Origin of the sequence: Lysinibacillus sp. RC46, assembly GCF_041262385.1 — a bacterium.
In the GTDB taxonomy this organism is placed as follows: Bacteria; Bacillota; Bacilli; order Bacillales_A; family Planococcaceae; genus Lysinibacillus.
Map to the genome: position 1 here is coordinate 49,625 of NZ_JBGCCF010000009.1, position 18,792 is coordinate 68,416.

Below are 18,792 nucleotides of genomic sequence, written 5' to 3' on the forward strand. Positions count from 1 at the left end.
TTATTAATAGACGTCACGTTGATAGCGTTTCTGCTGTTTTAGCTCTTGAACAAAGGCTTTCGCTTCCTCTGGCGTTTTTTGTCCCTGTTGTTCAATAACGCGAAGTATTGTTGCATCAACATCAGCAGCCATTGATTTTTCATCGCCACAGACGTAAATGATAGCTCCTTGCTCTAGCCATTCATAAAAGGCGACAGCATTTTCCTCAATTTTATGTTGAACATATATTTTTCTATCTGTATCACGTGAAAAGGCGACATGCATTTCACTGAGCGTGCCTGCAGCAAGCCAACGCTGCCAATCCGTTTGATAAAGGAAGTCAGTGACAAAATGTTGATCCCCCAAAATTAGCCACGCTTTTCCTTCGACGCCTAATTCCTCACGCTCCTCCAAAAATGCACGATACGGGGCTACACCTGTGCCAGCACCAATCATAATAATCGGTGTATCCTCATGCTCCGGTAATCTAAAGTTCGGATTTTTATGAACATATATCTTTAATGTATCTCCAATTTGAATATGTTCCGCTACACTTCCGGAGCAAACACCAAGACGTTGTCGTCCATTCGTCTCATAGCTTACTTTCCCAATTGTTAAATGTACTTCTTCACTATTTGCCTTTTGACTACTAGCAATGGAATATAGACGTGCTGGAATTTTACGTAGTAAATCTACAAATTGCTGCGCATCCCATATAAATGGTGCAAAGTCTTGCACAACGTCAAGTAAATCTCTTCCTTTTGCATAGTCCTTCCAGGAATTAGAGTCCTCAAGTAGCTTTGTAAATTGCTCATGGACCGTATAGGCACCAATTTTTTGTAACAACGGCTTTGACAGTACAGTAATTTCTAGCTTTTTTTGTAATGCATCCTTTAATGGTAGCGTTTCTTCGAAGACGGTTACATCCGTTTGTGGATCAAACTGTAACGCAGTGATTAAAGCATCTACTAGCTTTTCATCATTATCTGGTTGAATACCGATACTATCTCCTGGTTCGAAGTGGAAACTTGCACCTTCGATGGATAATTCAATATGGCGTGTTTCTTTGTTTGATCCTCGGCCGTTTAAATTAATGTTTTCAAGTACTTCTGCATAAAACGGATTTTTACGAGAATATGTAGTGTCTCCTTGTACTGTCTGATTTTGTGTAGTAGATGTAGCAGCTAAATCGGTCTGTTGCAACAACTCCTGCTGAACAGCAGAAAACCATTGTGCAGCCGTGTCATCATAATCTACATCACAATCTGTGCGAGGGACGATTAGAGTTGCCCCTAATTTTACAAGTTGCTCATCAAAATCCTTTCCTGTTTTACAGAAAAATTCATAAGAACTATCTCCTAAGGCTAGTACAGAATAATGAAGATGCTCTAACCTAGGAGCACGCTTACTATGCAAAAAATCGTAGAACTGTATTGCTTGATCAGGCGGATCCCCTTCCCCATGCGTGCTAACAATGAGCAAAAGATTCGTTACCTTTTTTAAATTATTTGGTTTAAACGTTGCTAGCGATGAAATGGTTACGTCGACATCGTTATCTTTCAAGGCTGAGGCATATTTTTCAGCTAACCCCTGACTATTGCCTGTTTGTGAACCATATAAAATCGTCACTGTCTTGGTGCTTGGTTTTACTATCGGCGTTGCTTCTTCGACAACAGCATCAATAGTTGCTAGTGGTGCACTTAAATAGCCGTTTAACCACACCCTCTGTTCTCCTGTTAGTTTAGGAAGCAGCTCATTTAACAGCTTTACCTGCTCCTCATTAAATGGACTATTCACTACTTGCAGTTTCAATCTTGCCACCTCACGTATTCGTATCATTTTCTACTCTTGATATTTTGTCTGACAAAAACATTATTATCGAAGTCGGATTTTTTCCTTCTTTTCAATTTGGACCACATAGGAATTTTGCACAATCAATGTAATCGATCCGTGGTTCACAGTATTTAAAATTTGGCGAACATTATCTAATGCTAGATTTACATTTTCAGTTCTTTTATCTATCATTACAAAACACCTTCCTCGGTAAATTTTAACAATGGATAAATACGTTCCACTAAAACTTTCTTTACATTGTCGTCATAGCCTAAACTTTCACATAACATAACGTTCTTATTCTCATAATCTTGTAATCGCCTTGTTATGCTTTGGCGCAAAATCCCAGTAAACAACAAATACGGCACTATAAATACTGGATTGGTCCTATTCTTCTCTTGTTGTAACCACTCTTCAAACGTAGGACCCATTCCATATAAAAAACATGTGTCTACGGTTTTATAAGCATATTTATCACGTAATCTTGCCGCAATTTTGGCTAAAACACTCTTTACTTCAGGATCACTACTCCCACGACCTATAAGTAAAACACTTGCATCGTTAGTAGGGCACCTTGCTTCTAAAATTCTAGTCTGTAATGTATCAATTAATAGTTCATGGACACCAAGTGGTTCACCGTATGTAAAACGCACTTGTGGATGCTGTTTTTTTGCTTTTTCAATTTCATTCGGAATATCGTGTTTTGCATGCTGAGCGGCAAGCAATAAAATAGGCACGATCGCTATAGCTGTAGCCCCTTGGTTAATACAGCTTGCTATACCTTCAGCAATTGTCGGCGTCGCGAGTTCTAAAAAACTAATTTCTTGAATCGGTATGTCAATCTCCTGTTGTACACTCTTTAGAAAGGTTACAGCTTGCTCTACTCCTGCCTTTACTCTACTTCCATGAGCGATATATAAAATGGCTTGCATAACCCCACATCCTTACACAGAAATTTCTGCTAACTGTGGCTGTGGAATGTTTTGCTCGAACCATTGAATTGTTTCCCTCAAAGTCACAACTTTCCCTACTACAATTACGCTTGGATTTTGAATATTTTCTCGCTGCACTAGTTCTTCAATATTAGCTAAAGTACCTGTGACTGTTTTTTGTTGAGAAAATGTACCCCAATGAATGAGCGCTATTGGTGTTTCTTGATCACGGCCATACTTAAGTAGCTGCTGACGGATATAGGGAAGGTTACCGACCCCCATATAAATAGCAATCGTATCAATCCCTTTCGCCAGACTTTCCCATCGGATGGCATCATCCTTGCCCTCTCTCATATGTCCAGTAACCACTGCAAAACTTGAGCTTAAGTCACGATGTGTAACAGGAATCCCAGCATAGGCAGGAGCTGCTATCCCTGAAGTAATGCCAGGCACAATTTCAAATGGAATATTATGCTGAGCTAGCACCTCTGCTTCCTCAGCCCCCCTTCCAAACACGAAGGGGTCGCCTCCCTTTAATCTCGTCACAATCAATCCTTGCTGTGCATGGCTGACAAGTGATTGATTAATTTGCTCTTGAATCATGGCGTGCTGCTGCGGTAGCTTACCGCAAAAGATAAGCTTAGCCTCTTGTTTAGCATAGGATAGTAGATTCTTATTAATGAGTCTGTCATACAGGATGACATCAGCACATTCGATACACCGTAATCCTTTTACCGTGATAAGATCAACATCACCAGGACCAGCACCCACTATAAAAACTTTTCCCATTTGATTTCACTCCCTCTTGTCAGATAGAAAAAAAAGACTCAAATCATTCATGGACAGAGCAATGTCTGTGAATAATTTGAGCCTCTAGTTTGCTAGTCAGCTACGTATTTAATTCTTAGTAATATAATAAGAATAATATATAATGTAGTATATTCTGTCAACAGTTTATTTAGTGCCTAGAATATGATATTTATTTTATTTACTTAATTAAAGAAAAAACCAGGTGTCACTTGCTGACATCTGGTTTTTTTGAGATCTATCTTATTTGAATTAAAATCTACGAGGACCTCTAAATGGTGGACCTGGTCTGAAACCTGGTCTGAAACCCGGACCGAAAAACGGCGGTCTGAAAAACGGTGGGCCGAAAAATGGCGGCCCGAAAAATGGTGGTCCAAAAAATGGCGGCCCGAAAAATGGCGGTCGGAAAAACGGCCCACCTACTGGCATAAAGCCTCCTGGAAAACCTCCGAAGAATGTCATAAGCTTCCTCCCTTTTTTTATTCTATCTTATGTAGGAGGATGCATTTATCACATGTCTATTGCCTATTCTATTTTTCTTCTCCCAAACGTTGCACAAAATTTGCTAGTGTACGTACCATTACTCCTGTACCACCTTTTGGACCTAGGTCATGTGCAGCAATCGCATCTGATGTTCCTGCTATATCTAGGTGAATCCATGGTGTGTCACCAACGAACTCTCCAACGAAGCCTCCACCAAAGATCATATGTCCATCACGACCAGGAGAGTTATTTAAATCAGCGACATCTGATTTACGAATTCGTTTTTTATCATTTTCTGTTAAAGGCATGCGCCACACAAATTCATCAGTCTCCTGTGCAGCTTCAATGAAAGCAACAAAGAATTCATCATCATTTGAAAGGGCACCTGTTTTATCCATACCAAGTGCTGTAATTACTCCACCCGTTAACGTTGCAACATCGATCAGGGAAGTCGCTCCTTGTTGTTTAGCATATGTAGTAGCGTCTGCTAATACTAAACGTCCTTCCGCATCGGTATTTAAAACTTCTACTGTCTTACCACTATATGTCGTAATGACATCATCTGGCTTAAATGCTGTGCCAGATACCATATTATCGGTAGAACCAATAACTGCAACGACATTTTTATTAGGACGTAATTCACCGATGATTTTCATGGCACCTAGCACTACTGCTGCACCACCCATATCACCCTTCATGCCTACCATTGCATCTTTTGGCTTTAAGGAGTAGCCACCTGTATCATACGTAACCCCTTTGCCGACAAGGCCAATTGGATCGTCAAAGTCTTCAGTCGCTTTATATTTTAATGTTATTAAACGAGGTTCTTCATGGGAGCCTTGATTGACACATAAAATACCACCCATACCAAGCTCCTCTATTTGTGCTTTATCTAAAATTTCCACTTCAAAATCGTACTCGACTGCAAGGGACTCTGCGTAATTAGCTAAGTCTGTCGCTGTCAGTAAGTTTGGTGGTAAATTAATTAAACTACGTGCTTCATTTACAGCATTTGCATAAATAGCACCAACCTCAAAGCCTGCCACCACTTCATCTAAATCATTAGCAGTAGTCACAATGTGAACAGCGGCAATACGTTTCTCTACTTCATTTGATGTTGTTTTGTAATGAGGAATTGAATAATAACCAAGTCCTGTTCCTTCACCAGCTAAAAAGGCAACATCTGTTACAGTAATCGACTCTGTCGTAAACGACTCAAGCCAAATGGAATATTCTTTAACCTTTAAGGCTCTTAGTTCCTTGCCAAGCGATCCAAATGCTGCACGAACATCGCCTTCTGTTAAGTTTTTTCGCTCATCTAAACCAACAAATAATATGCGTTTAAGATTTGCGTGGCCCTTCAAGAATGGCAATTTCGTTATTTTTTTTAGCTCAGTAGATACATCCCCTGCACTAATCCACATATCAAGGGATTCTCCATAAAATGTTGAAAAGCTTGCCCAATCCTGCATTTGCTCACGATGTTTAGTGACTCCTACTACTAACACTTCAGTTGAAATCGTTTCAAATGTTTTTGCTTCTTTTACAATATGCATGTTAAATTCCTCCATTCACTATTCTATTATACCTAAGTTTCAGAAAACGCGTTATATTTGGCTTTTAGAAAATAATGAATGTTATAATAAAAACAATTATAAGTGAAGGTTGTGATGATTATGAGTTTACTTCAAAATACCCCTTTACTCGTTGCCCTTTTTGCAGTTCTCTTTGCACAGTTTGTAAAAATCCCTATTCATTTTTTTATGACAGGCAAGATTAACTGGGGATTATTTACTTCCACCGGAGGAATGCCTAGCTCCCACTCCGCTTCCGTAACAGGACTAACAACCTCTATTGCCTATGAAACAGGATTAGATTCCCCAATTTTCGCTGTAGCCGCTATGTTTTCATTTATCGTCATGTATGATGCGAGTGGAGTACGCTTCCAGGCAGGTCAGCATGCAGCCGTATTAAATCAACTACGTAAAGACTTTCAAACATTGCTACATGATTTAAAAAAATGGCCTCAAATGGATGGGCAAGAAAAAATGGAAGAGCTAAAAACATTGCTAGGCCATAAACGGAGCGAGGTAGTTTTTGGGGCATTAACCGGCATTTTTATCGCCATCATCACATACCAGTTTATTTTGTGAAAACAGACACATCCTCATGTTGAGGCTGTGTTTTTTATTTATCGGAATAATTTTGAGATTTATCGGAAACTTTTCACGTTTTATCGGAATCTTTCGTGATTTTATCGGAAACTTTTCTAGATTTATCGGAAACATTCAAAAAAAAATCAGCAGGTGTATTGACACCCGCTGAAAAGTGACTTAAACCCGCATTCATCTCATCACCTATAGAGGTGGGGGACATTTGCTGAAATAAGTTAAAACATTCGATAACCACTTTTACGCAAATAAATCATGACAATTCCCGCAACAATTGAACCGGCAAAGCCACCAGATAAGATTGAAATATCTACAAACTGCAGTGCTTGCAACTTATCTAAAAGTGCTGGAAATGCGGAACCTGGCTTGAAAAAATAATCTAAAAAGCTTACATCATCGATAATAAAGATAACAACAATTGGATACACTATTGCCATTAACCATGTCATTCGCAGAAGCATATTCAATAAAAATCCAATACCAAAGAACATGACGAAAAATAACAAAATTGAAATAATTAACTGTACTAGTGAAACTGGACCATCCATGTATGTATAACCTCCGTTTTCCTCTCATTAGTTTACATGATTACTACAACGCTTTCAATGAACATATCCTTGATTTCGCTTGTTCGTCATATTTAGGGATTGTTACCATAACGTGTGGTTGATTGGCGCTTGAGGGCGTCCGTTGAGCCGCTTCGAGCAACAAATGTTTTTTGCGCGAAAGCGTAGCGCTAACGAAGTGACAGCAACGTGTTTTATCTGTGCGAAAGCGTAGTGCAGTAGCAGGATGGTTTTTGCTCGAAAGCGTAGCGCAGCAAAAAGGTTTTATCTCCGCTAAAGCGAGGCGGCAGCGGCAACAGTATGGTGTTGATACGAAGGCGTTATCACAGGACATGATGGTTTTAGCCTTCGTTCCCCTATGTGCTGTCTCATCTGTGGCGCTAATCCCCAAGGAGTCACCCAGTCGGAACGAAAATCAACTGATTCACATGACATACCACTTTTGAGTATTATCGGAACACCTTTACGTTTTATCGCCCAACTTTTGAGTTTTATCTACTAACTTTCACGTTTTATCAACCAACTTTTGAGTTTTATCTACTAACTTTCACGTTTTATCAACCAACTTTTGAATTTTATCGACATCCACCTACCAAAGAGCGAAAAAGATTCATGCATAAAACTGAGTGTGAATTCTTTTACTTTATTATGTCGTTAAGTCCACTCCCATCAACTTATAAATGGCAAACATTTTAACAAATGCCATCCGCTATTTTGATGATAAACCATAATTAAGAAATTAAAAAACTATTGAAAACTAGTATACGACTAATTTTCAATAGTTTCTCGATTTTAATTATGAAGCTGTTTGTGATAATAAATACTTTGGTGACTTCCAAAGCTCTGCCCATTTTTTAAAGGCAGCTATCACAATTATTAAGCCTAAAATTAACATAATAACAGACAATATACCATTTAACATATTGTATCCAGCAGCCGCTGTATTCCAATAAACATTTTTAATCATCCAAAGGCCAGCTGCATTTACAGTGACATATAAATAGGCTAATGGGATAAAGCAAGTTAAGGCGTAGATTCGCTTATCTGCAACTTTTAAGACTATTGTTACACCACATACTAAACCGATTGTTGCCATCAACTGATTCGAAACGCCAAATAATACCCAAATCGAACTGATATCTCCTGAATACAATAAATAGCCCCACATAAAGCATGCAAGTGCACTTGCAAAGATTGTACCTGGAAGCCAATTTGTACGCTTCAACGGTTTGTATACATTGCCGCCAAAATCTTGAATTAAATAACGCGCTACACGTGTCCCGGCATCAATAGCCGTTAAAATAAAGACCGCTTCAAACATGATCACGAATTGATAGAAGTAAGAAGACATTTCAGCAAACCAAGGAATCCCTGTGAAAATATCAGTCATCCCAACTGCTAGCGTTACAGCTCCACCTGTACGTCCTTCTAAATCCATCCCAATACTTTCCGCTAATGCATGTAAATGTACCGGCTCCATTCCTAAAGTAGCAAAGACTGCTGGGGCTGAATTAATCGCAAAATAATCTGCAGGATGAAGAGCCGTTGCTGCGATTAAAGCCATTACCCCTACTAAAGATTCTACGAGCATAGCACCGAAACCAACGATACGAATATCTTCCCAGCGATCAATCATTTTCGGAGTTGTCCCAGAGCCTACAAACGCATGGAAGCCAGAAATAGCCCCACAGGCAATTGTAATGGAGACAAATGGCCATACTGGGCCAGCAATTACTGGACCACCACCATGAATAAACTCTGTAATTGGTGGAAATTGAATAACTGGGTTCACGAAAAAGACCCCGATAATTAACGCAATAAATACGCCAATTTTCATGAAACTACTTAAATAATCACGCGGCGCTAATAAGAGCCATACAGGTAATGCCGCCGCAAAGAAAGCATAGATAGGTAGAATAATAGCTAAAGTATTACGATCAAACGTTAAAAAATCACCAAATGCTGTTCCTTGAATCATAGGTCCAACAAATACACCGATCATTAACAAAATAAAACCAACTGTTGACGTAACAATTAAATTTCCTGTTTTACGATAAGCAATACCAACAAGCATCGCTATTGGAATTGTAATCCCTACCGCAAAAGTTCCCCATGGATTTCGCTCCAACGCGCCAAGGACAACCATCGATAGCCCGGCCATTGTAATAGTAATAATGAAAAGCATTGCAAGGCCTGTACAGAATCCTGCAACAGGTCCTAATTCCTTCTTCATTACCTCTGATAACGACTTTCCTCCGTGGCGCATAGAAGCGAATAACACTACCGCATCATGTACTGCACCACCGATAACTGCACCAATTAACAACCAAAGGAGCCCTGGTAAATATCCAAATTGTGCAGCTAAAATAGGCCCAACTAACGGTCCAGCTGCCGCAATCGCAGCAAAATGGTGCCCAAATGTTACCCATTTATTCGTCGGAACATAGTCTTTACCATCCTCCATAGCGTGTGCTGGGGTGGGCGTATCATCTTTTATCTTAAGTACCTTCTTTGTGAAAAATATGCCATACAAACGATAGCTAATCATCAGAACACAAATGGAACCTATTACTATTGTAATAGCATTCATGTTATCACTCCTTTTACGTTTTCCACATCATAGCAAATGAATTAAAAGATTATTCGTAAAATTCACCGAAATGTCAGAATTTTAAGTTGAAAGGGTGTTTTCTACTGTTGAAATGCAGTTATTTTGATAGCTGGAAAATCTTGCGCACATCCTTCATATAAAGCCTGCTGATAGGTATCGAATGTCTATTATGCAAAATCAAATTGTATTTAGAGCTACTCCAAGGCTCCAGCTCTACAATATGTTCTAAATTGACGATAAATGCCCGATGGACACGCACAAAACCTTTTAAAGTGAGCTTTTTCTCCAAAACGGCTAACGACTCTGAAGCAAAATATCTCCCTTTTTCAGTGACAACAATCGTCTTACTATCTTCAGACGTACAATATAAAATTTCTTGTATATTAATAAGTAAGATTCGATCATTTATATAAACTGTTAATTTATCAAGCTTGTCCAATTGTAAATCCTTTAATTTCTCCATCGTTTTAGCCTGCGTCGCTCTTCTTTTCGCCACTAGCTTTTCAACTGCACTTTGTACACGCTCTTGCTCAAATGGTTTCAAAATATAATCAAAGGCGTTCACTTCGAATGCCTGTAATGCATACTCATCATAAGCAGTAGCAAAAATAATTTCAGGTTTAAGTATGCTTTGCTGCAGCTGTTTTGCTAATTCAAGGCCATTATTTACGCCTAGCTGAATATCTAAAAACACACAATCAATCTGCTCAAACTGCGGATTCTGCAGTATGTACTCCAGATTCTCCGATTCTCCAATAATCTGGACTAACTTTGTTTGCTCCAATAAATAGCGCAATTCAGCCCTTGCTAACGGTTCATCATCTACTATATAGACATTTAACATTTCTCTACTCCCATCTTGTGGCTTTTAACGGCAGCTGAATCATAATTTTTGTGCCAACGTCCAGCGTACTTGAAACATGAAAATCCGCCTCAGTTCCATAAATTTCATGAATACGTTGATAAATATTCCATAAAGCTGTCCCTGTCCCTTGCTCGGATTGCATGATCGTTTTGCCAAGCTGTTTAACCTGCTCTTCTCCAATCCCACAGCCATTATCCTCTGTTAACAACAATAGCTTATTATTAATTCGTTGCACCTTCACATCAATTTTGCCTTCCTTACGATTTTTAAAGGCATGATAAATGGCATTTTCAACAAGTGGCTGTAAAGTAAATGGGGGAATTTGTACGTCAAAAAGTGATTCATCCAGGTGAAATTGCACATTATAGCGGTTCGGAAACCTCGTTTGTTCAATCGACAAATACGCCTCCACATGGTCAATTTCATTTTTTAACGGAATCAGCATTTGACGAGCGCCCTGCAAATTACTCCTAAAAAATGTACTAAGCTTTATCAATAATGCTCTAGCTTCATCGGCATCCGTTCGAATCAAACTTGAAATCGTATTAAGACTATTAAAAAAGAAATGAGGATGAACCTGTGCTTGTAGCGCTTTAATTTCGGCATCCTTTAACAGCTTCCTTTGCTGCTCAATTTCAGCATATTCAAGTTGCGATGAAAATAGTCGACTGAGGCCCTCAGCAAGCTCCTTTTTCGCCCCTGTTAATGAAGAAACGTTGATAAAATATAACTTTAAAGTACCTACCGTTTTATGCTGTACTTTTAATGGTAAGACAATCGCAGCACTTAATGGACAATCTTCATGTGGACAATTGATTTCTTTTGCGGACATCGCTGTAATAATACGTCCCTCTACTAATACACGCTTCGTTAAAGCCGTCATTATTTCTTGATGAATAACATGATGGTCCTCACCTACTCCTACATGCGCTAAAATTCCATTTGTATCCGTAATCGCGACTGCATCAACCTCAATCTCTCTTTTAATAATTTCCGCAACCGTTCGGCAGGATTCTTCATTTAACCCTTTACGAAAATGTTCAATTGTTTGTTGGGCAATAGAAAAGGCTTGGTGTGTTTGTAATGCTTTTGTGCGCTCTTCTTCATCAATAAAAGTTTTGATAATAATGAAAAATATCAAAATCCCAAAGGCATTCATAAAAATCATCGGTAGCGCTATTAAAGAAACTAATTGCAAAGCTTGTTCAAACGGCTTTGCCACTATTAAAATAATAATCATTTGTAAAGTCTCTGCACAAATTCCGATAATAACAGCTTTTTTATAGGAGAAGGTTTGACGTATTTTTAATTGCTTACTTAAACTACCAGTAATGAATCCTGCTAGTATTGTCGAAACACCACAGGCAACCGCTGTAAAACCGCCAAGGGTAATACGATGAATCCCTGCAATAATCCCCACGCTAACACCAACAAGTGGTCCACCAAAAATACCTGCAATCGCTACGCCAATTAGCCTCGTATTCGCAATGGCTTCTTCTGCATTAATCGTGCTATGTATCATTTGATTTAAAGGATTGATGGACCCACTTTCGATCTTTATCCCTGTATAGCTGCTAACTATACTTAAAGCACTAAAAATAATTATAAGCCATACCTTTTCCTTAACCCCTTGATCTTGAAATAACACTCCCCGAAAGAGCCGCCATCTTGACATTAAAAAGGCAAACACAATGATTAGCCCTACTCGCTCTAACATAAACAAAAATAGCTCCATCATAGGTCCCCTCCTCTGTCACTTTATTTTTTAAAGAACAATTTATAAGAGGAATAGCCAAAGACATCTCCTGGATTAATGCCTTCAATCCCCTCTAATTGATGCTTTTCAAATTGGTTAGATGCCATTTCCTTTAACATCACTGATGTCATTTCATCCTCTGCAAGCTCCTTTGGATACATCCATTTCGCTTCTAATAATTCTTTTTCCTGAATACAAATCTTCTGCTGCTCATCCTTCATCCGACAATAAAAAATCGCCATATTATCACTAATGTCACCACGAATCACACCCGTTCGAAAACCAATTAAGCCTGATACGTAGCAATCGATACCCGTTTCTTCTTTTAATTCGCGAACAACAGCTTCATCTACTGTTTCGCCTGCATTGACAAAACCAGCCGGCAATGACCATCTTCCCTTTAATCCGCTATATGCCTTTTTGACAACTAGCCATTGTCCTAACTCATTTACTGTTACCCCTGCAACACCTAACCAAACTTTTCCTCTATCTTTTTTCATAAGCTTCACCCCTATATCACTATTATAACGGCCAATTTTCCATATATAGAAGTATTAAATCAGAATTTTATGGCTACTTCACAATCACAAAATACACATATACACTAATTTGTAAATATCTTACATTTTATAAAGAGCGGAATATTCACTCTATTGCAAGGAGGAGATTTATGTTAAACGAATTATCACCTAATGCAAAACTTTTTATTATAGCGATAGTGTTACTTTTACTATTGCCCTTCATTGTTTTCTTGTTGCCATTCACCATTTCCCAAACATTTTATTTTAGTAAAGATAATATCGTGCTGATTACTCTAACAAGCAACTTCACTATGCTTTTCCTAGCAATCGCGTTCATTATTTTAACGTTGATCATGCTTGGATTTAAAAGAAATAAATACACCTATTTGATTTCGATTATAACAATCGTGAGCGGTCTGATTTTAGGCTATTTTTCTCTTTTAAGTTATATCGCTATACAGAATACACAAATTGTTTTCAAAGAATTTCATCATCAAATTACATATGAATGGCAGGATATTAAGGAAGTCATTTATGAGTATGAAATAGGTGCAGCAGGCACTTATTACTTCCAAACGAACAATAACGAAAAGTTTGTTATTAGAGAAAACGGACAATTTGGCTTAGATGAAAAAAGCGCCATTTACAATTTAGCAAATGACAATAGCGCTACATTCGTAGAGCGCGAGAAGGTAAAGTAACTGATTTTAAAAAAAGGCCACTTTCGCGCTGAACGAAAGTGGCTTATGAAATGTAGCCTACCTGCAAAATAGTACTCTACATTTTTATGTTATAAACTTTGTTATTCATGTGCACCATACATTTTCGAATACTTATGCTTCCAACTGCTCGATATCCCAATTAAGCTTTAATATATTTTTTAATCGGATGACCTGATCTTCTCCAATTGTATTGACCAGTTGTTTTTCTATTTCTGCTTTACATAATTGATTTTTTTTATAGCAATCTTCACCAAATTCAGTCATTCGAATAGCTTTATGTTTTTTACTATGTTCGACACTCATAACTGTCACCAACCCTTTAACTTCCAAACTCTTTATTATTTTATGGGTTGCTTGTCTAGAAAATTTAACATTTTTAGCTACATCTGAAATCGTAAGTTGTTTTCGATAAATTATCCCCAAAATATACCATTCCGAATTTGAAATATAAATATCGTTATGCTTATTCCACTTCTCTTCAGCAAATCTTCGAAGTAGTTCGTGACGTTCGCTCAACAAATCAATTACATCTCGATTCTGCAATTCGTCCTTCAACTAGTTCACCTTCATTTCCTATTTTTCGTTATTAATATACAAAAAACAGCAGCAGTCGTCAACTAAGTTGACAAAAACCTTTTAATTGCTTACAATAGATTTAGTCAACTAAGTTGACAATATAGTTTGTTGGAGGGGATATACATGTACAACGTTGGCGATGTAGTCATTTACTCATCACATGGACTTTGTTCTATTGAAGATATTTGTGAACAAACCTTTAACGACATTACTAAATCTTATTATGTTTTACAACCACTAAATGAACCGCAATTAATCATTCGTACCCCTATTGACAATTCCAAAAAACAGCTTAGAGATGTTATTAAAAAAGAAGAAGCCCTCAGTATTTTACATTCATTCACATCACCTGGTGTGGAATGGATTGAACAAAATACACATCGAATGAGATTTCATTTAGAAATCATTAAATCTGGCAATCGCCAAAAACAAGCAAAGCTGTTAAACACATTGTTACGAAAAAAGCTCGAATATAAGACCAATGAAAAAAAATTCCCTAACCAGGAAGAAAAATTATTGCAATCTTTACAAGATACTATCTTTTCAGAGTTTTCCATAGCTCTTAATAAACCATCCGATGAAATTTATGATTATGTATTAACACAACTTCACTAATTGTGAATTATCGGTGCAGTAATAAGGTCACGATTAGAAATAGTCGTGGCTTATTCTTATTTAGAAAGAAATATAAAAAGGTTCTACTCCATAGTTTAAGCAAAGTAATAGTTCATGTTTAAAATCTTCATTTTCTATTAATAGTAAAGCCTCCTCAACATCAAAAAAACCGACCTCTAAACTTTCACAACTCGTTTGTAATTCACCGCCAACAGGAGTTCCTAACCACCACATATTACAAACACTATTTTTTATTTCTTGTGAAACCCCACAAAACTTTAGAATTTCGATTTCAATTCCAGTTCATTTTAGTTCTGTACAGTACTCTCACACCCATTGAGAAATGAACAGACGAATAATCGTTCACCTCGATACGTTGAGAGGTGTAGAATATTCTATCCGCAATAAGAAGTCATACATGATGTGGAGGTAGAAAATTGATTATTTTTGCGTTTATTATCGTTTACTTCATGCCTATACTCGGGATCATTTTTTGTTTAAATCTTGTCAGCATTTTAACTAAAATTGAGAAGGATGAAAAGACAACGAAGAATACATTTTGGCTTACACTATCATTCGTTCTAATAATTTGGTCTATAGCCATGGGAACTATTATGAAATGACCATCACCCATCAAAACTAGAGGCTTGTGGTTAGGTTATTTCTTCTCCAGAAAACCATACAAAAAAGCCTCTTCAATTTGCTATGTTTTCCAACATACAAATCAAAAAGGCTTAGTATCTACAAACATCTAGATAGTTTATTTTTAATCACAAATCTCAGGCGTACCTTCGCGTTTTGCTGTTTTGAAAGACGTGCCACAGCCACATGATGCGATAGCATTTGGATTGTCGATTGTGAAGCCTCCGCCCATTAGTGATTGCTTATAGTCAATTTTTGTCCCCGTTAAAATCGGCGCATCTTCACGGGAAACAAGAATTGTTAAACCATGTTGTATATCTTCAAAATCATCTTCTTTTTTCTCTTTATCAAAATGCATACCGTATGATAGGCCACTGCATCCGCCACCATTTACAACTACACGTAAAAACGAACCTTGCTCTTCATTGTGCTCCATCATTTCATTAATATGAAAACTAGCCGCTTCAGTAACTTCAATTACTTGCTTACTTGTCATCCCAATCACCTTCCTTCTTACTTATTATCATATCAATTTTGACTATTGTATGACAAACATTCAGCTCCAACAGGATTTTGGTTCATTATTAATAGTTAAGGATAACATTTGTTAAAACGTATGCTAAATAGTTGATTTTGGGACGACAGGGCGACTACTTGGGCTTACCCGATCACTTCCGGGGCTTACCCGATCACTTTTCAGGGACGCGCCCAGTTGGAACGGAAATCAACCTCACATGATCGTGACAAACCTGATTATTAGTAAAAATTCTAATATTTTTCACATTAATAGTATTTTTTATTCATGTTTATGAAATTTACATTGGTATAATAGTTGTAATAAGTCGATGAAAGAGGTATAAAATATGGAGATTTCACCTTATTACGAAAAAAAAATTCAATGTCTTAATTGCAAAAAAGAATTTCCAACATTAAAAGTACGCTCTAAATTCATTAAAGTAGATCATACAGAAACAGATTTTCATCCTATTTATGCAGACGGTGTAAATGCCCTTTATTATAATGTATTTGTTTGTGAACATTGCGGATTTTCATTTACAGAAGACTTTTCAAAATATTTTGCCCCTGGCACGCAAGATGATATTCGTACGCAAATTACAGAAAAATGGGTGCACCATGATTTTAATGGCGAACGCACTGTATTCCAAGCAATACAAGCATATAAATTAGCATTCCTTTGCGGTACGATTAAGAAAGAAAAATTTGTCGCTATAGCTGGGCTTACATTACGTCTTGCATGGCTATATCGTTCACTAAAAAACAAAGGCCAAGAGCAACGTTTTATGACAATGGCTCGAGATTACTATATGGATTCTTATTCAACTGAGGATTACAGCTCAACGCAAATGTCAGATATACGAATTATGTATATGATTGCCGAACTATCACGACGTATCGGTGATTTAGAAAATGCTACACGCTTCTTTTCAAAGGTCATCGAAAAGCAAAGTATTGGTGGAGAAGCGAAAATCATTGATATGGCTAAGGAACAATGGGCTATTATTCGAGAAGAGAAAGAACACGCCCGCCATGTTTAAGAAAAAAAGTTCTAGCCTGAATGTATCAGCTAGAACTTTTTTAAGTCGTTTTAGAATACTTGCTCTACTTCAATAATACCTGGTACTTCTTCTAATAATGCGCGCTCGATACCAGCTTTAAGTGTAATTGTTGAACTTGGGCAACTACCACATGCACCTAATAAACGTAATTTTACAATGCCGTCTTCTACATCTACTAATTCACAGTCTCCACCGTCACGTAGTAAGAATGGGCGTAATTTATCTAATACCTCTTGAACTTGATCGTTAATTGTTGCTTCTGCCATTTGTCTCGACTCCTTTCCTTATAATGATTATAATGTTAGCAACAGAAAAAATCCAATATAGAATCACGAGGAGTGGAAATGAAATGAATCAAACGAAACCAATGATTGAAATTTACGGAACAGCGGTAATCTGCGCAAGTTGTGTCAATGCGCCATCTTCGAAGGATACATATGAGTGGCTACAAGCAGCCATAGATCGAAAATACCCAAACCAAGGATATGATATTCGCTATATCGATATTGAAGGACCAATTGAGAATGAGCGCGATCAAGATTATGCTACACGCATTCAAGAAGATGAATTTTTTTATCCACTTGTCCTTATAAATGATGAAGTAGTGGGCGAAGGCTATGTACAATTAAAGCCTGTATTTACTGCACTTGAAAATTTAGGTTTCGTTCCTGACGAAACCGTTTAAAAGAAATAAAAGGAATTGTCTCAAAAGTAAATTTTGAAACAATTCCTTTTTATAATAAATTAATCATTTTGACGTTTGTAGTACCATAATAACCCTGATTTCATCAAGCGTGCAATACGTCCTGTTACTGTTGTATCTGCTAAATAAACAAAGCCTTGTTTTTTACCAAGAGCTCCCATGAACCCTTTTAATTTAATATCAGGCATTTTCTCAGGTAAGTTTTCGCCTTTCCAACGCATGCGAAGTACTTTGACGATTTGTTCTGCTTGCTCCTCTGCTAACTGCGCAGTTGGAGGTAGTTCTGAAGCAGCACAGTCACCTACAACATATACATGCTCATCATCAAGAAGATTGAAATACTGTGTTACAAGCGGACGCCCTTGTCTATCTTTCTCAACTTCTAAATCGCGAACAATTTTGACAGGCTGTACACCAGCAGTCCAAACTACAGAATCAAGTGCAATTTCTTCTTCGTGATTGTAAATTTTACCTTGATCAATTTTTGTAATATTTGAATTGGCAATGACTTCGACATTATGTTTTACAAACCAGTCTTTTACATATTTACTTAACTTTTCTGGAAAGTCCTTCAAAATACGAGGACCACGGTCGAATAGCTTTATTTTTAAATCTGATCGACTTTCACGCAACTCACTTGCAAGCTCAATACCACTTAAGCCAGCTCCTACAATTCCGACTGTAGAGCCTGCTGGTAAACCACAAAGTGCTTGGAATGTTGAACGTGATTTCGCCATTGTCTGAATGCTATATGTGTACTCCTCTGCACCTGGTACACCATGATATTTATCCTCACAGCCAAGACCAATTACTAAATCATCATATTCAATACGTTGTCCATTTTCTAGAATGACTACTTTTTCCGTACGATTAATTTCAACAACTTCTCCGTATACAGCCGATAAACGTTCATGCTCCGGGAAGCTTACACGAATTTCTTTATCTGTTGCAGTCCCTGCTGCTAATGCGTAAAATTCTGTTTTTAAACTATGGAAAGGCGCTCTGTCTACTAGCACGATTTCTGTGTCTAATGGAACGTTTGGTAATAATCGAAGCATAAGACGCATATTGCCGTAGCCGCCACCTAAAAGTACTAATTTTCCCATAATAGTCTCCTTTTATATCTCTTATATTAATTGTTCACAAAGTATCCACAAATGAGTATAACCGATTGTGAGAAGTTTCACAATATCAGAATGCAATTTTGTGAAAGATTTCACAAAATAAATGCTAACTTGCTTTTTTCGAACGATTTCTACATCATATTGTCGCTATTGTTCGAATTTTCCTTAAATACTGTTTTCTTCTCTTCACTTTTGTAAAGATAGTTTAAATCATTGGCGTGCGCACAATTTTATCACTTAGTATCTGCTTTTATCTCATGATTAACTCAAATCATTGACGAATGTTTTAAAAGCTAGTAGCATTACTTT

21 protein-coding genes are annotated in these 18,792 nt (G+C 37.4%); 5 read left to right on the plus strand and 16 right to left on the minus strand.

Annotation, left to right across the window (positions count from 1 at the left end; translation table 11 throughout):
- Positions 1–3: 3 nt before the first annotated feature.
- The 6 genes from ABH966_RS10270 to ABH966_RS10295 form a co-directional block, all read right to left on the minus strand.
- On the minus strand, positions 4–1,791 hold the full coding sequence (locus ABH966_RS10270; protein ID WP_370078049.1) for an assimilatory sulfite reductase (NADPH) flavoprotein subunit: 1,788 nt from the start codon (positions 1,789–1,791) through the stop codon (positions 4–6).
- A gap of 63 nt (positions 1,792–1,854) precedes the next feature.
- A complete protein-coding gene (locus ABH966_RS10275) occupies positions 1,855–2,004 on the minus strand; it encodes a YezD family protein (protein WP_370042262.1) in 150 nt (49 codons plus the stop codon).
- On the minus strand, positions 2,004–2,744 hold the full coding sequence (locus tag ABH966_RS10280) for a sirohydrochlorin chelatase (RefSeq protein WP_370078051.1): 741 nt from the start codon (positions 2,742–2,744) through the stop codon (positions 2,004–2,006). Before ABH966_RS10280 ends, ABH966_RS10275 begins: the two co-directional genes overlap by 1 nt.
- 12 nt (positions 2,745–2,756) lie before the next feature.
- Positions 2,757–3,533 (minus strand): uroporphyrinogen-III C-methyltransferase, encoded by a 777-nt coding sequence (cobA, locus tag ABH966_RS10285; protein ID WP_370078053.1) that lies wholly within the window; start codon positions 3,531–3,533, stop codon positions 2,757–2,759.
- Positions 3,534–3,803: 270 nt separating this feature from the next.
- Positions 3,804–4,013, minus strand: coding sequence for a hypothetical protein (locus tag ABH966_RS10290; protein WP_370078055.1), 210 nt, complete (start codon positions 4,011–4,013; stop codon positions 3,804–3,806).
- 68 nt (positions 4,014–4,081) lie between these two features.
- Entirely contained in the window at positions 4,082–5,590 is a 1,509-nt protein-coding gene (locus ABH966_RS10295; RefSeq protein ID WP_370078057.1) for a leucyl aminopeptidase, read from the minus strand.
- Positions 5,591–5,704: 114 nt separating this feature from the next.
- On the opposite strand from ABH966_RS10295, the gene ABH966_RS10300 reads away from it, so the two are divergent.
- Positions 5,705–6,187: a divergent PAP2 family protein gene (locus ABH966_RS10300; protein WP_370078059.1), complete on the plus strand. Its 483-nt coding sequence runs from the start codon at positions 5,705–5,707 to the stop codon at positions 6,185–6,187.
- 236 nt (positions 6,188–6,423) lie between these two features.
- Here ABH966_RS10300 and ABH966_RS10305 read toward each other — a convergent pair whose 3' ends face one another.
- The 5 genes from ABH966_RS10305 to ABH966_RS10325 all read right to left on the minus strand — a co-directional run bounded on the left by ABH966_RS10305 (position 6,424) and on the right by ABH966_RS10325 (position 12,503).
- Positions 6,424–6,753: a YuiB family protein gene (locus tag ABH966_RS10305; protein WP_370078061.1), complete on the minus strand. Its 330-nt coding sequence runs from the start codon at positions 6,751–6,753 to the stop codon at positions 6,424–6,426.
- Between the two features lie 814 nt (positions 6,754–7,567).
- Positions 7,568–9,361 (minus strand): carbon starvation CstA family protein, encoded by a 1,794-nt coding sequence (locus ABH966_RS10310; protein WP_370078063.1) that lies wholly within the window; start codon positions 9,359–9,361, stop codon positions 7,568–7,570.
- Between the two features lie 118 nt (positions 9,362–9,479).
- The gene (locus ABH966_RS10315; protein WP_370078065.1) at positions 9,480–10,226 is read right to left on the minus strand and encodes a LytR/AlgR family response regulator transcription factor; all 747 of its coding nucleotides are present in this window, start codon (positions 10,224–10,226) and stop codon (positions 9,480–9,482) included.
- A gap of 4 nt (positions 10,227–10,230) precedes the next feature.
- A complete protein-coding gene (locus ABH966_RS10320) occupies positions 10,231–11,982 on the minus strand; it encodes a LytS/YhcK type 5TM receptor domain-containing protein (protein WP_370078272.1) in 1,752 nt (583 codons plus the stop codon).
- A 23-nt stretch (positions 11,983–12,005) separates the two neighbouring features.
- The gene (locus ABH966_RS10325; protein ID WP_370078067.1) at positions 12,006–12,503 is read right to left on the minus strand and encodes an NUDIX hydrolase; all 498 of its coding nucleotides are present in this window, start codon (positions 12,501–12,503) and stop codon (positions 12,006–12,008) included.
- 170 nt (positions 12,504–12,673) lie between these two features.
- Here ABH966_RS10325 and ABH966_RS10330 point away from each other — a divergent pair, with 170 nt between their 5' ends.
- Entirely contained in the window at positions 12,674–13,225 is a 552-nt protein-coding gene (locus ABH966_RS10330; protein WP_370078069.1) for a hypothetical protein, read from the plus strand.
- A 132-nt stretch (positions 13,226–13,357) separates the two neighbouring features.
- Here ABH966_RS10330 and ABH966_RS10335 read toward each other — a convergent pair whose 3' ends face one another.
- Positions 13,358–13,801 (minus strand): MarR family winged helix-turn-helix transcriptional regulator, encoded by a 444-nt coding sequence (locus ABH966_RS10335; protein WP_370078071.1) that lies wholly within the window; start codon positions 13,799–13,801, stop codon positions 13,358–13,360.
- Between the two features lie 144 nt (positions 13,802–13,945).
- Here ABH966_RS10335 and ABH966_RS10340 point away from each other — a divergent pair, with 144 nt between their 5' ends.
- Positions 13,946–14,437, plus strand: a complete 492-nt coding sequence (locus ABH966_RS10340; RefSeq protein WP_370078073.1) for a CarD family transcriptional regulator — start codon at positions 13,946–13,948, stop codon at positions 14,435–14,437.
- Between the two features lie 60 nt (positions 14,438–14,497).
- On the opposite strand, the gene ABH966_RS10345 is transcribed toward ABH966_RS10340, so the two are convergent.
- Positions 14,498–14,671, minus strand: a complete 174-nt coding sequence (locus ABH966_RS10345; RefSeq protein WP_370078075.1) for a hypothetical protein — start codon at positions 14,669–14,671, stop codon at positions 14,498–14,500.
- 532 nt (positions 14,672–15,203) lie between these two features.
- Positions 15,204–15,575 carry a HesB/IscA family protein gene (locus tag ABH966_RS10350; RefSeq protein WP_370078077.1) on the minus strand — a complete coding sequence of 124 codons (372 nt, stop codon included), beginning with the start codon at positions 15,573–15,575 and terminating at the stop codon, positions 15,204–15,206.
- 367 nt (positions 15,576–15,942) lie between these two features.
- Between ABH966_RS10350 and ABH966_RS10355 the strand changes: the two genes are divergently transcribed.
- The gene (locus ABH966_RS10355; protein WP_370078079.1) at positions 15,943–16,635 is read left to right on the plus strand and encodes a DUF2225 domain-containing protein; all 693 of its coding nucleotides are present in this window, start codon (positions 15,943–15,945) and stop codon (positions 16,633–16,635) included.
- Between the two features lie 50 nt (positions 16,636–16,685).
- On the opposite strand, the gene ABH966_RS10360 is transcribed toward ABH966_RS10355, so the two are convergent.
- Entirely contained in the window at positions 16,686–16,922 is a 237-nt protein-coding gene (locus ABH966_RS10360; protein ID WP_010857481.1) for a NifU family protein, read from the minus strand.
- Positions 16,923–17,005: 83 nt separating this feature from the next.
- Here ABH966_RS10360 and ABH966_RS10365 point away from each other — a divergent pair, with 83 nt between their 5' ends.
- Positions 17,006–17,341: a YuzD family protein gene (locus ABH966_RS10365; RefSeq protein ID WP_370078081.1), complete on the plus strand. Its 336-nt coding sequence runs from the start codon at positions 17,006–17,008 to the stop codon at positions 17,339–17,341.
- A 59-nt stretch (positions 17,342–17,400) separates the two neighbouring features.
- Here ABH966_RS10365 and ABH966_RS10370 read toward each other — a convergent pair whose 3' ends face one another.
- Positions 17,401–18,465, minus strand: coding sequence for an NAD(P)/FAD-dependent oxidoreductase (locus ABH966_RS10370; RefSeq protein ID WP_370078083.1), 1,065 nt, complete (start codon positions 18,463–18,465; stop codon positions 17,401–17,403).
- Positions 18,466–18,792 lie beyond the last annotated feature (327 nt).

Coding starts and splice junctions, on each gene's coding strand:
- ABH966_RS10300 (WP_370078059.1), top strand. CDS start 5,705: ATGATTATGAGTTTACTTCAAAATACCCCTTTACTCGTTGCCCTTTTT.
- ABH966_RS10325 (WP_370078067.1), bottom strand. CDS start 12,503: ATGAAAAAAGATAGAGGAAAAGTTTGGTTAGGTGTTGCAGGGGTAACA.
- ABH966_RS10315 (WP_370078065.1), bottom strand. CDS start 10,226: ATGTTAAATGTCTATATAGTAGATGATGAACCGTTAGCAAGGGCTGAA.
- ABH966_RS10345 (WP_370078075.1), bottom strand. CDS start 14,671: ATGTGGTGGTTAGGAACTCCTGTTGGCGGTGAATTACAAACGAGTTGT.
- ABH966_RS10355 (WP_370078079.1), top strand. CDS start 15,943: ATGGAGATTTCACCTTATTACGAAAAAAAAATTCAATGTCTTAATTGC.
- ABH966_RS10370 (WP_370078083.1), bottom strand. CDS start 18,465: ATGGGAAAATTAGTACTTTTAGGTGGCGGCTACGGCAATATGCGTCTT.
- ABH966_RS10340 (WP_370078073.1), top strand. CDS start 13,946: ATGTACAACGTTGGCGATGTAGTCATTTACTCATCACATGGACTTTGT.
- ABH966_RS10365 (WP_370078081.1), top strand. CDS start 17,006: ATGAATCAAACGAAACCAATGATTGAAATTTACGGAACAGCGGTAATC.
- ABH966_RS10275 (WP_370042262.1), bottom strand. CDS start 2,004: ATGATAGATAAAAGAACTGAAAATGTAAATCTAGCATTAGATAATGTT.
- ABH966_RS10295 (WP_370078057.1), bottom strand. CDS start 5,590: ATGCATATTGTAAAAGAAGCAAAAACATTTGAAACGATTTCAACTGAA.
- ABH966_RS10360 (WP_010857481.1), bottom strand. CDS start 16,922: ATGGCAGAAGCAACAATTAACGATCAAGTTCAAGAGGTATTAGATAAA.
- ABH966_RS10290 (WP_370078055.1), bottom strand. CDS start 4,013: ATGACATTCTTCGGAGGTTTTCCAGGAGGCTTTATGCCAGTAGGTGGG.
- ABH966_RS10350 (WP_370078077.1), bottom strand. CDS start 15,575: ATGACAAGTAAGCAAGTAATTGAAGTTACTGAAGCGGCTAGTTTTCAT.
- cobA (WP_370078053.1), bottom strand. CDS start 3,533: ATGGGAAAAGTTTTTATAGTGGGTGCTGGTCCTGGTGATGTTGATCTT.
- ABH966_RS10305 (WP_370078061.1), bottom strand. CDS start 6,753: ATGGATGGTCCAGTTTCACTAGTACAGTTAATTATTTCAATTTTGTTA.
- ABH966_RS10310 (WP_370078063.1), bottom strand. CDS start 9,361: ATGAATGCTATTACAATAGTAATAGGTTCCATTTGTGTTCTGATGATT.
- ABH966_RS10280 (WP_370078051.1), bottom strand. CDS start 2,744: ATGCAAGCCATTTTATATATCGCTCATGGAAGTAGAGTAAAGGCAGGA.
- ABH966_RS10320 (WP_370078272.1), bottom strand. CDS start 11,982: ATGGAGCTATTTTTGTTTATGTTAGAGCGAGTAGGGCTAATCATTGTG.
- ABH966_RS10330 (WP_370078069.1), top strand. CDS start 12,674: ATGTTAAACGAATTATCACCTAATGCAAAACTTTTTATTATAGCGATA.